16 protein-coding genes are annotated in these 9,640 nt (G+C 65.0%); 8 read left to right on the top strand and 8 right to left on the bottom strand.

Translation table 11 applies throughout. The features are described from left to right. Window positions 1–213 (top strand): hypothetical protein (locus tag PMI42_RS02660; protein WP_008130333.1); only part of this gene is annotated, 213 nt, incomplete at its 5' end. Between the two features lie 108 nt (window positions 214–321). Here the strand turns inward: PMI42_RS02660 and PMI42_RS02655 are convergent. The 3 genes from PMI42_RS02655 to PMI42_RS02645 form a co-directional block, all read right to left on the bottom strand. Next, window positions 322–684, bottom strand: a complete 363-nt coding sequence (locus PMI42_RS02655) for a hypothetical protein (RefSeq protein WP_008130331.1) — start codon at window positions 682–684, stop codon at window positions 322–324. Window positions 685–691: 7 nt separating this feature from the next. Then, window positions 692–1,078, bottom strand: a complete 387-nt coding sequence (locus tag PMI42_RS02650) for a hypothetical protein (protein WP_008130330.1) — start codon at window positions 1,076–1,078, stop codon at window positions 692–694. Between the two features lie 332 nt (window positions 1,079–1,410). Beyond that, window positions 1,411–1,647: a hypothetical protein gene (locus tag PMI42_RS02645; RefSeq protein ID WP_008130329.1), complete on the bottom strand. Its 237-nt coding sequence runs from the start codon at window positions 1,645–1,647 to the stop codon at window positions 1,411–1,413. Between the two features lie 298 nt (window positions 1,648–1,945). On the opposite strand from PMI42_RS02645, the gene PMI42_RS02640 reads away from it, so the two are divergent. The 6 genes from PMI42_RS02640 to PMI42_RS39910 all read left to right on the top strand — a co-directional run bounded on the left by PMI42_RS02640 (window position 1,946) and on the right by PMI42_RS39910 (window position 5,834). After that, a complete protein-coding gene (locus tag PMI42_RS02640) occupies window positions 1,946–2,392 on the top strand; it encodes a nuclear transport factor 2 family protein (protein WP_008130328.1) in 447 nt (148 codons plus the stop codon). A gap of 124 nt (window positions 2,393–2,516) precedes the next feature. Next, window positions 2,517–2,783, top strand: coding sequence for a hypothetical protein (locus tag PMI42_RS02635; protein WP_008130327.1), 267 nt, complete (start codon window positions 2,517–2,519; stop codon window positions 2,781–2,783). A 185-nt stretch (window positions 2,784–2,968) separates the two neighbouring features. Beyond that, complete coding sequence (locus tag PMI42_RS02630; protein ID WP_008130325.1) at window positions 2,969–3,409, top strand: nuclear transport factor 2 family protein; 441 nt, start codon at window positions 2,969–2,971, stop codon at window positions 3,407–3,409. A 292-nt stretch (window positions 3,410–3,701) separates the two neighbouring features. Then, window positions 3,702–4,628 carry a hypothetical protein gene (locus PMI42_RS02625; protein ID WP_035964301.1) on the top strand — a complete coding sequence of 309 codons (927 nt, stop codon included), beginning with the start codon at window positions 3,702–3,704 and terminating at the stop codon, window positions 4,626–4,628. A 320-nt stretch (window positions 4,629–4,948) separates the two neighbouring features. Next, entirely contained in the window at window positions 4,949–5,371 is a 423-nt protein-coding gene (locus PMI42_RS02620; RefSeq protein WP_008130321.1) for a hypothetical protein, read from the top strand. 325 nt (window positions 5,372–5,696) lie between these two features. After that, window positions 5,697–5,834 carry a hypothetical protein gene (locus PMI42_RS39910; protein WP_164987744.1) on the top strand — a complete coding sequence of 46 codons (138 nt, stop codon included), beginning with the start codon at window positions 5,697–5,699 and terminating at the stop codon, window positions 5,832–5,834. Between the two features lie 39 nt (window positions 5,835–5,873). Here PMI42_RS39910 and PMI42_RS39905 read toward each other — a convergent pair whose 3' ends face one another. The 3 genes from PMI42_RS39905 to PMI42_RS02605 all read right to left on the bottom strand — a co-directional run bounded on the left by PMI42_RS39905 (window position 5,874) and on the right by PMI42_RS02605 (window position 7,151). Further along, a complete protein-coding gene (locus PMI42_RS39905) occupies window positions 5,874–6,020 on the bottom strand; it encodes a hypothetical protein (RefSeq protein WP_008130316.1) in 147 nt (48 codons plus the stop codon). 199 nt (window positions 6,021–6,219) lie between these two features. Further along, window positions 6,220–6,699 carry a MaoC family dehydratase gene (locus tag PMI42_RS02610; protein WP_008130315.1) on the bottom strand — a complete coding sequence of 160 codons (480 nt, stop codon included), beginning with the start codon at window positions 6,697–6,699 and terminating at the stop codon, window positions 6,220–6,222. Then, complete coding sequence (locus tag PMI42_RS02605; RefSeq protein WP_008130313.1) at window positions 6,699–7,151, bottom strand: MaoC family dehydratase; 453 nt, start codon at window positions 7,149–7,151, stop codon at window positions 6,699–6,701. The genes PMI42_RS02610 and PMI42_RS02605 overlap by 1 nt, the downstream gene beginning before the upstream one ends. Window positions 7,152–7,308: 157 nt before the next feature. On the opposite strand from PMI42_RS02605, the gene PMI42_RS02600 reads away from it, so the two are divergent. Continuing rightward, window positions 7,309–7,605, top strand: a complete 297-nt coding sequence (locus PMI42_RS02600) for a DUF4282 domain-containing protein (protein ID WP_008130310.1) — start codon at window positions 7,309–7,311, stop codon at window positions 7,603–7,605. Between the two features lie 146 nt (window positions 7,606–7,751). On the opposite strand, the gene ychF is transcribed toward PMI42_RS02600, so the two are convergent. Both ychF and pth read right to left on the bottom strand, forming a co-directional pair. Next, the gene (ychF, locus tag PMI42_RS02595) at window positions 7,752–8,849 is read right to left on the bottom strand and encodes a redox-regulated ATPase YchF (RefSeq protein WP_008130309.1); all 1,098 of its coding nucleotides are present in this window, start codon (window positions 8,847–8,849) and stop codon (window positions 7,752–7,754) included. Between the two features lie 5 nt (window positions 8,850–8,854). Then, complete coding sequence (gene pth / locus PMI42_RS02590; RefSeq protein ID WP_008130308.1) at window positions 8,855–9,460, bottom strand: aminoacyl-tRNA hydrolase; 606 nt, start codon at window positions 9,458–9,460, stop codon at window positions 8,855–8,857. Window positions 9,461–9,640: the final 180 nt, after the last annotated feature.

The following is a 9,640-nucleotide window of genomic DNA, read 5'->3' as shown; positions in this document are numbered from 1 at the left end:
GGCTCGAAGGTCCACAAGCCGCATCTCGACGAGATGCACGGCCCGGAATCGCTGCCCTATCGCGAGAAGCAGACGCTGCCGGCGAAGCCGTTCGGCAGCACGAGCCGGATCATCCAGCCGACGGATTCAAGGCAGTCGGGGCCGGAGTTCGGGCCGGCGCCGAAGTCGACGGGTGGGATGCCGGGGCGGCGGGGTGGGTGGAAGAAGAGGTAGGAGGCGGGGAATCGTCCGCTCCAGTCGTGGCTATGGATTCTCAGATGCGCAATTGCGCATCATAGCTCGCCGCTTTGCGTCGCCCCGGAATGACGGAAAGAATGGCCCTCATCCCGCAATTGCCGCCAGCAGTGACAGCAGCAACACCGATGCCATGAGCTGCAGCGACGTCGCTGGCTTGGCGCGCCAGCGGGCGATCTTTTCGGAGAGGGACAGGTTCGCGTCGAAGAACTGGGCTTCATAGCCGCTGTTGACCCTCGGGAATGCCGCCCCGGCCGAGACGACGAAGATGCTGTAGAAGACCGACGCCATCGCGATGGTGAGGATGTGGCTGCCTCCGCGGTAGTCGCCCAGCAGCTTCACCATCAGCGAGGCCGCCGCGAAGATCGGAAAACCCTGGAGAATCGTGGTGAGGGCAAAGCCTTCGAGCCAGTTGAGCGGGCCGGCTTTCGACGCGGTGATGAAGGGCATGATGCGTTCACCCCACGCTCGCCGTCACCACCGCCATCACCGACAGCAGCAGCACGATGGTCACGAGCTGGAGGGATGCGACCGGCTGGGTGCGCCATGCCGTGATCTTGTCGGCGAGCGATAGGTGAGCCTCGAAGAATTTCGGTTCGTAGACGGTCTTGAACAAATGCGGGAAGCTCGGCCCGAAAGTCACGGCCAGCATCGCGTGGGCGAGCGAGGCGATGGCGACGAAGATGGCGACGCCGGGGTCACCGGAGAGGTCGTGGTTGCCGGCGAGCTTGAGCAGGAAGGCGGCGGCGGCGAAGGTCGGGAAGCTCTGGAGCGTCGCGGTCAGCGCGAGGCCTTCGAGCGCGTTGTGCAGGCGGGACTTTCTTGCGGCGGCGATGGCGGCCATGGCACGTCTCCCAGATGACATGCCAATGACGATAGCTGCGGCGGGACCGGGGTGATGTGAGGCGGGTCACGCGGCGATGTTCACCTCGCCCCGCTTGCGGGGAGAGGTCGAAATTCGCGGTGAAGGCGGGAATTTCGGGTGAGGAGGACTCTGCGCGAGTCCGACTGCTAGCGTCCCCGGAGAGGCTCCCCCTCACCCCAACCCTCTCAGCGCGAGCGAAGCTCGTCGCGCCCCCGCATCCGCCTTCGCCAAGGCTACGGCGGACAAGAGCGGGGCGAGGGAGCGGACCGCCGATGCGGCGGCGGGATCGCACTATTGAGGATGACCGGAGCTTACAGCTTGCCCTGCCCGTTCACCTGGCTCTGCTGTTGCTGCTGCTTTTCCTGCTCCTTGGCGCGATGGCGGCCGTAGAGGCAGCCGGCGGCGGCCCCCAGCACGCCGTGATGGCCGGCATAGTGGCCGGCGACGCCGCCGACGACGGCGCCCTTGATGCAGCCCTTGGCGTTGGCTGCGGAGCTGGCGCCGAGCACGAGGAGCGCGGCAGCGGCGGCGAGAAGCGGGGATTTCATGGGTCGATGTCTCCGGATGCGGTGGCTTTGATATCAACGAGCACTAATCGCTCCGGGTTCCCTGCGCGGATGCGGCAACGCACGCCGGCCGCCAGGCACGCGGCGTCATTGTACGATGCGCGACCGCCGCTTAAAATTCGTGCATGCGAGCACGGGCGCAACCGGCGCTTGCACCCCATGAACCCGGTATTGCGTTTGCGCGTCATACGCTGCAATCGACCTGTGTTTTTGCGGATCGATGGACCCGCACACCGCACGATCGCGTTTGCAATCCACGGCCAATGACGGCGGGAGCAGCATGAGTGTTGAGAAGCTGAACAGGCAACGCGTGCTGCATCTGCTCGACGCGTTCGCGCGCGGCGACATCGAGGCGGCGCTGGCCTGCTGCACCGACGACGTCGACTTCCTCACGCACGCCCCGATCGACGTGCTGCCGCACATGGTGCCGCGGCACGGCAAGCCTGAGCTTCGCGAGCTCTGGCAGACGATCTGGTCGCGCTATTCGGAAGTCCGCTACAAGGCGCCGCACATCCTCGCCGACGGCGACGAGGTCGCGACCTACATGCACACCTATTTCAAGAAACGCAGCAACGACCGCGTCGTGCAGTTCGACATGGCAGTGTTCTACACGTTCCGCGGCGGGCAGGTGGCGCAGATCCGCGAGATCATCGATTCCTACGACCTGGTGCAGCAGGTGCTGGAGCGCGAGATCGGGCCGTTGATCACGGGGACGCGGGTGGAGTGATCGTTCTTCCTCTCCATGTCCGGGATCGCCGATCACCCGAATTCGATCTGCCGTCGAATTGAACCTCCCTCCCCGCTCCCCAGACCCATCCCGGGGCGTCGTGCACGCCGGCCGGGGCTCGCCGATGAAGGTCGTGTTGCTTGCTGTCTTGGGACTGTTCCTGGGTGCGCTGGGCGGGGCCGCGCTCGGCATCGGAGCCGGGCTTGCCTTCGTCGAAATCGCACAAACCACCAGTTTCGAGGGCTATAGCGGCATGCTGGTGTTCTTCACCTTCATGCCTGCGGGCGCCGTCATCGGCGGGATCGGCGGCGGCCTGCTGTTCGGCCTGCTGGCGCTGCGCGACGACGCCATCGCGATCGAACGGGAACCCGTACCCGGCAGGGACCGGTAAAATACGGGGTTCTGTTGTAAATCTCACAAAGCGCCATCAATTGTGCATTGCGAAAACGTGAATTGCGTTTTGGCCGAAATCCTGTACTTTGTTCGTATACAAATGAGTTGAGGCGCCCCGGAGCACATTGCCGTGCATGGGGTGGTTTTCCGTTTTTCTGCAAGCCAGCGTCAGGACTGCCCAAAATGACAGAGCACAGCCTCTGGCGTTTCTCGCGCGCTTTGCACCGCGCGATCAACGACCGGCATTTCGAGGATATCGAGGCCCTGATCGACGAGGACGTCGAGTGGGCGCTCTATGGCCCGATCGACATGTTTCCGTTCCTCGGCGCGCGCCAGGGCAGGGAAGCCGTGCTCGACGTCATCCGCCAGCTCGCCGACAATTTCCGGGTTCGCCGCTTCGACCGCGAAAGCATTATGCTGGGCGTCGATTCCGCCGCCTCGATGCTGCGCTATTCGCTGACGGCGCTGGATTCCAACAAGCCGATCTCCTTGCGGGTCGCGCAATTCGCCCAGTTCAGGGCGGGCAAGCTCATCAGCATGCGCGTGCTGATCGACACCTTCGACCTGGTCGAGCAGGCACTCGGCCGCGCCATTCATCTGCCGAAGATGACCGGCGTCGGCTGAGAGGGACACCAACGGGCCCCGCTTTCGGGACCGACGACTGATGCTCCCCGCGACGCGTCCTGGCCTCCAGCCCCGCCGGATGCCCGTCGCAGGGGAAGCTCGTCATCGGGCGCGCGCCTTTCGCGCGGCCCGTTGGTTCGCTGCTTTTGATCTCATCGGGCTTCGGAGCGAGCCGCCACAATTTCGCAACGATAGATCACCATGTATTGAGCGGACCGAATGGCGCATGGTCATCACCAAAAGCCGCTTTATATTGGCGGCTCGGATGCGTCAGGGCTCGCGGGCAAGGGCAATGGAATTCACGACAGGTTTTGGCTGGACCAGGCTGCCGCTGGCGGCCGCGCTCATTTTCGGCTCGGTGGTGACGGCGTCGGCGCAGATCATCCCGCCCTTCTCCCCCGCCCCTGCCACAGCCGCAGCGCCCGACGATGACGACGAGGCCGAGACGGCGGAGGCCCCCAGCGTCAATGATCCCGATGTGATGAAGGGCATCGACGTCGACAAGCTCGACTGGAGCCAGCTCGCCATCGACGCCGGCACGCTCAGCGACATCATCGCCGCCAAGAAGCGGGCGCAGGCCGCCGCCAATGACGGGATGAACTGGTCGTCGAATTCCACCACGAACGGCTCCTCGGCGGTGACGGTGAAGCAGTCGGTGTCCTCGTTCTGGGACGCCCGCATCGGCGCCGACATGACGGTGGCGAGCGAGCCGCGGACGATGTCCGAGCTGCTGGCCCAAAAGGCCGCCAACGGCGGCAACCTGCCGCAATCCTCCGGCAGCGCCTGGGCCGCCGCGACCGCGCCCGGCGCAGGCGCGATCTGGGACAAGACCGCGGTCGAAGCCCGTGTCGATCCCGGCGCCGAGCAGAGCAAGCTCGGGGCCTCGCTGACCAAGTCGGTGCCGTTGTCGACCGACACGTCGCTGACGCTCCAGAACGGCTACAGCGTCAACCAGCAGGGCACCACCGCGCTCCCCGGCGTCGGCGGCCACGTCACGCGCAATTACGAGACCGACCAGTCCGCCAAGGTCACCATCACCGACACCGGCACCAGCATCAGTGCCGGCCAGTCGCTCTCGACCACCGACGACAAATGGCTGCGCAAGTTCGGCGCCGAGCAGAAACTGTTCGACAACGTCACCGTCTCCGGCTCGGTCGGCGAGACCTCGCAGGGCGCGATCAACAAGAGCGTGACGGCGGGCTTCAAGAAGAGCTGGTAGCCCGCGCGCGCCTTCTCCCCTCATCCTGAGGAGCGCGCCAAGGGAGCGCGTCTCGCAGGATCGAGGCCCCCGCTGCCAGAGCCGGGCCTGGCCTGGATGGTCCGAGACGCGCTTCGCGCTCCTCACCATGAGGGATGGAAATGCATCGCCGCGACAGCGTTCACACTCTCCTAACCATACGCCACGGCAAAGCCCCCGAATCGTCCGCCCTTGCCGTATCTCGGCCAAGTTGCGGTCAAAATCCGACGCCCTAGTCGGGTTGCCGAACTCGTCGTGCGGGGGACACTCGCGCTGCGCTCAACGCGAACAGGGGAACACCGATGAACGCCATGCGTCCGGAAAAGATCGAAGCCACCGAGACCGAGACGGTCGACACCAATCTCGCCGCCGTCACCGAGGTCGAAGCCGGCATCCGCGACTTCGTCCGCAACGACATCGCCTACCTGCGCCGCCCGGCGGCGACCACCACCGACGCGCCGCCGCTCGACCCCAGCGCGGAGGCCACCGTCAACAACGTCAACTCGCTGATCCAGCGCGTCGCCGGCACCTCGCTCGCCGAGATCGAGAATCTGATCTCCGAGCTCGAGAGCCTGCGCGACCTGCTCCATGCCGAAGGCCAGCGCGTCCAGCGCGAGATCTCCGGCTACGCCCAGCTCAGCCAGGCCGCGATGAAGTCGACTCGCATGATCGCCGACAACGTCTCGCAGTGGAAGCGCGCCGCCGACGGCCTGCGCAATAGCTGATCGCTCGCACCAGGCATCACCGAACCGCCGCGTTCCCGGAAGGGAGCGCGGCGGTTTTGATTCCGGGATGCGCTCTCGTGTCCCGGACGCGGTGCGGCACCACAAGCGCAGCTACGCGCGTCTAAGACGCGCTATGGTGACGCGCCGCAGAGTCGGGGCCAGGCCAATCCGGAATGCGCGTCGCGATGGGTCCCGGCTCTGCGCAGCAGCGTTGCACGCTGCAGCGCGTCCGGGACACGAGAGTGTACTTTTGAACCTTCCACCCCTTCCCGGCGACCAATGCCGAGCGCCCGTCGGTGTTACGCGGGCTCAGGGGACAGTTCAGATGGAAAGCATTCGGCCCGATACCACGGACCCGATACCGATGCGGCCCGCGCCGAACCAGTTCGGCACGATCATGCTGCGCTTTGTCGGATTGCTGGCGGTTGCGATCGCGGTGCTGGCGTTCGTCTATAGCCGCTGAGGCGGGACCGTCAGGCGGCCCCGAAAAGTTAACGAACCCTTACCGGGCCGCGTCGATGCTCGAGGCTTCCAGGGTGTAGGCGCCATCGGCGTAGCCCTTCACCACCATGCCCGCGACCAGCATCACGGCCAGCGTCGCGGTCGCGAAGATAAATCCAACAAACTTGAGTGCGCCGCGGTCTGCCATTGTGCTCGTCCCCTGTACTCTGCCCAATTCGTTTCAAATAGACAGCGACAGGTTCATAATTGGTTAGCAACTCGATGGTTCCGCAAAACTGCTTCGCGGTAACCATGTTGCGCAGGCTTATGGCAGCCGCCCGGAATCGCGTCCATAGCGCGCGGGCAACACTCGCGCGCTCTTTTCAGCCGTTCATCTTGGAACAGATCTAACCCTTCGCGCGCGTCGGCACGAAGGCTGAGGCGGTGATGGAGTACACCTCCTCACCACGCTGGTTGGTGCCGGTGGTGCGGGCCGTCAAAATGCCCCAGCCCGGACGCGAGGCGGAGGTACGCTTGTCGATGACCTCGTTGACGTAAGAGATGGTGTCGCCGGCGAGCACCGGCCTGATCCAGCGCAGGTCGCGAAAACCCGGCGATGGCCCCCACACCGCGACCTCCTCGCCGCGTGAAGCTGCCTCTCGCGCCAGACGCTGGCCGTCCGCGACAAGCAGGCTCATGCAGGCCGAGCCGACATGCCAGCCCGAGGCCGCGAGCCCGCCGAACAGCGAGTTCTTGCCTTCCGCCTCGTCGAGGTGAAAGCGCTGCGGATCGAATTTTTGGGCGAAATTCTTGATCGACTCCGCCGTGAAATTGTAGGCGCCGATCTCGCGGCGCTGGCCGATCGCGATGTCCTCGAAGAACCGCATCAGACCGCCCCCTCGCGCCGCTCGATCAGGATCGGCGAGGTCATCTCGCACAGCGCCTGTCCCGTCGCATTGCGCACGGTGCATTTGAACTTGACGATGCCGAGCTCGGGCCGGCTCTTCGAGGTGCGGGCTTCCAGCACATCGACGTCGAGCATGAGATCGTCACCCGGCCTGAGCGGCGACAACCAGCGCACCTCGTCGACGCCGGGAGACCCCAGCGACGCGGCGCGGGTGATGAAACCGTCGGCCATCATCCGCATCATCAGCGAGCAAAGGTGCCAGCCCGAGCCGGACAGGCCGCGCAGCATGCTGCTGGCGGCGGCATCCTCGTCCAGATGCATGGGTTGCGGATCGAACTCGGCGGCAAAGGCCAAAATTTCGTCGCGGGTGACATGGCGCGGGCCGAACGTTCCGAACCGGCCCGGCGGGAAGTCTTCGAAGGTCAGGGTCATCTTTGATTTGGCTATCGGAAATGACAGATTGTGGCCGCACTTTGCGGCAATCTCAACCCGCCGGCTCGCATGGCTCGTGCTACATTCGACGAATCGGGCCAGACCTGCCTCAAGTCGGTTGACGCTGCCGGAAGTCCGATTTGCCCTGGGGAGAGCAATGTTTTCATTCAGCGACCTGTTTCAGTGGGACCGCTTCATCACGCCGACGATCATCAAGACCTTCTACTGGCTGGTGATCGCGCTGATCTGCCTGTTCGGCCTCTCCGGCATCTTCTCAGGGCTCGCTGCGATGGCGATCAGCCCGTTCGGCGGCTTCCTGGTGCTGCTGTCGTCGATCGCCAGCGTCGTGGTCGGCATCGTGTTCTCGCGCATCGTCGCGGAACTGATCCTGATCATCTTCCGCATCAACGAGCATCTCGGCGCGATCCGGGATCAAGGCGGCGGGATGCGGTGAGGCCGGCACAGGTGCCGTAGGGTGGGTTAGCCGCAGGCGTAACCCACCAACTTCGTTCCGCAGTTGCCGATGCATGGTGGGTTACGCCGAGCAGATGCGCTTCGCGCATCTGCAGGGCTAACCCACCCTGCGGACCTCTTCGCGGCTTACGTATTAAACCGGAAATGCATCACGTCGCCGTCGGCGACGACGTATTCCTTGCCTTCGAGCCGGAGCTTGCCGGCATCGCGGGCGCCGGCTTCGCCGTTCAGCGCGACATAGTCCTCATAGGCGATGGTCTCGGCGCGGATGAAACCCTTCTCGAAGTCGGTGTGGATCACGCCGGCCGCGCCCGGCGCCTTGGTGCCGCGATAGATGGTCCAGGCGCGCGCTTCCTTCGGGCCCACCGTGAAATAGGTGATGAGGTCGAGCAGGGTGTAGCCGGCCCGGATCAGGCGATCGAGGCCGGCCTCTTCGAGACCCAGCGTCTCCAGGAAGTCGGCGCGCTCCTCGCGCGAGATGGTCGCGATCTCGGATTCGATCTTGGCGGAGATGACGACGGCGACGGCGCCTTCCTTGGCGGCCTGCTCCTGCACCGCCTTGGAGAACGCATTGCCGGTCGCGGCCGAGCTTTCCTCGACGTTGCAGACATAGAGCACGGGCTTGGACGACAGCAGGCCGAGCATGCCAAAGGCGCGCTCTTCTTCCGCCTTGCGCTCGACGAGACGCGCCGGCTTGCCCTCGCGCAGCAGCACCAGCGTGCGGTTGACGAGGTCGAGCTGCTCCTTGGCGTCCTTGTCGTTGCCCTTGGCTTTCTTGGAGAGGTTGTCGACGCGCTTCTCGAGGCTGTCGAGATCGGCGAGCATCAGCTCGGTCTCGATGGTCTCGATGTCCGCGAGCGGGGCGATCTTGCCCTCGACATGGGTGATGTCGGAATCCTCGAAGCAGCGCACGACATGCGCGATGGCGTCGACCTCGCGGATGTTGGCGAGGAACTGGTTGCCGAGGCCCTCGCCCTTGGAAGCGCCGCGCACGAGCCCTGCGATGTCGACGAAGGTCAGCCGGGTCGGGATGATCTGTCCGGACTTGGCGATCGCCGCGAGCTTGTCGAGCCGCGGATCAGGCACCGCGACCTCGCCGACATTCGGCTCGATGGTGCAGAACGGATAGTTCGCGGCCTGCGCCGCGGCCGTCTCGGTCAGCGCATTGAACAAGGTCGACTTGCCGACATTGGGCAATCCGACGATTCCGCATTTGAATCCCACGAGCGTTATTCCTTGCCGTTCTCGTCCTTGGTCAAAAATCCCTTCGCCTGCATGGCGAGATGCACCCTGTTGGCGAAGGTCGCGTCCGTGCCTTTGGCAACCAGCCCCGCATGCTCGGCCACCGCCTCGCACAGCGTCGTCACCCAGTCGTTGTCGGCCTTGGCGAAGTCCGACAATACGTGGCCGTGCACCAGTTCCTTGACGCCGGGATGACCGATGCCGAGCCTGACACGGCGGTAGTCATTGCCGATATGCGCCGAGATCGAACGCAGGCCGTTATGGCCGGCAATGCCGCCGCCGATCTTCACCCGCACCTTGCCCGGCGGCAGTTCGAGTTCGTCATGGAACACGGTGACGTCGCCCGGGGCGATCTTGAAGAAGCTCGCGGCATCCTGAACGCTGCGACCGGAATCATTCATGTAGGTCGTGGGCTTGAGCAGGATCACGCGCTCAGGTCCGAGCGCGCCTTCCGAGGTCTCGCCCTGAAAACGACGGCGCCATGGTGCGAAACCATGACGCCGCGCGATCTCGTCCACGGCCATGAAGCCGATATTGTGCCGGTTACGTGCGTATTTCGCGCCGGGATTGCCGAGCCCAACAAAGAGTCGCATGACGCGGCAAGCCCCTCGCTCGGCGCGCGATCAAAGACCGCGCGCCAGCTTTGAGAGATTACTTCTTCTTGTCGCCGCCGGCGGGAGCCTTGGCAGCAGCGGCAGGTGCAGCAGCACCCGCGGCCGGAGCCGCAGCGCCAGCGGCCGGAGCAGCCGCAGCCGCGCCCGGAGCGGCAGGGG

The sequence above is a fragment of the Bradyrhizobium sp. YR681 genome (assembly GCF_000282615.1).
GTDB lineage: Bacteria > Pseudomonadota > Alphaproteobacteria > Rhizobiales > Xanthobacteraceae > Bradyrhizobium.
Note: the sequence above shows the minus strand (reverse complement) of the source record. Positions and strands in the feature narration are given on the sequence as shown.

Excerpts from the sequence above, each read along its gene's own strand:
- PMI42_RS02645 (WP_008130329.1), bottom strand. The coding sequence starts at position 1,647 with ATGAAATCCCCGCTTCTCGCCGCCGCTGCCGCGCTCCTCGTGCTCGGC.
- PMI42_RS02635 (WP_008130327.1), top strand. The coding sequence starts at position 2,517 with ATGAAGGTCGTGTTGCTTGCTGTCTTGGGACTGTTCCTGGGTGCGCTG.
- pth (WP_008130308.1), bottom strand. The coding sequence starts at position 9,460 with ATGCGACTCTTTGTTGGGCTCGGCAATCCCGGCGCGAAATACGCACGT.
- PMI42_RS39910 (WP_164987744.1), top strand. The coding sequence starts at position 5,697 with ATGGAAAGCATTCGGCCCGATACCACGGACCCGATACCGATGCGGCCC.
- PMI42_RS02655 (WP_008130331.1), bottom strand. The coding sequence starts at position 684 with ATGCCCTTCATCACCGCGTCGAAAGCCGGCCCGCTCAACTGGCTCGAA.
- PMI42_RS02620 (WP_008130321.1), top strand. The coding sequence starts at position 4,949 with ATGAACGCCATGCGTCCGGAAAAGATCGAAGCCACCGAGACCGAGACG.
- PMI42_RS02640 (WP_008130328.1), top strand. The coding sequence starts at position 1,946 with ATGAGTGTTGAGAAGCTGAACAGGCAACGCGTGCTGCATCTGCTCGAC.
- PMI42_RS02610 (WP_008130315.1), bottom strand. The coding sequence starts at position 6,699 with ATGCGGTTCTTCGAGGACATCGCGATCGGCCAGCGCCGCGAGATCGGC.
- PMI42_RS02605 (WP_008130313.1), bottom strand. The coding sequence starts at position 7,151 with ATGACCCTGACCTTCGAAGACTTCCCGCCGGGCCGGTTCGGAACGTTC.
- PMI42_RS02625 (WP_035964301.1), top strand. The coding sequence starts at position 3,702 with ATGGAATTCACGACAGGTTTTGGCTGGACCAGGCTGCCGCTGGCGGCC.
- PMI42_RS02600 (WP_008130310.1), top strand. The coding sequence starts at position 7,309 with ATGTTTTCATTCAGCGACCTGTTTCAGTGGGACCGCTTCATCACGCCG.
- PMI42_RS39905 (WP_008130316.1), bottom strand. The coding sequence starts at position 6,020 with ATGGCAGACCGCGGCGCACTCAAGTTTGTTGGATTTATCTTCGCGACC.
- PMI42_RS02630 (WP_008130325.1), top strand. The coding sequence starts at position 2,969 with ATGACAGAGCACAGCCTCTGGCGTTTCTCGCGCGCTTTGCACCGCGCG.
- PMI42_RS02650 (WP_008130330.1), bottom strand. The coding sequence starts at position 1,078 with ATGGCCGCCATCGCCGCCGCAAGAAAGTCCCGCCTGCACAACGCGCTC.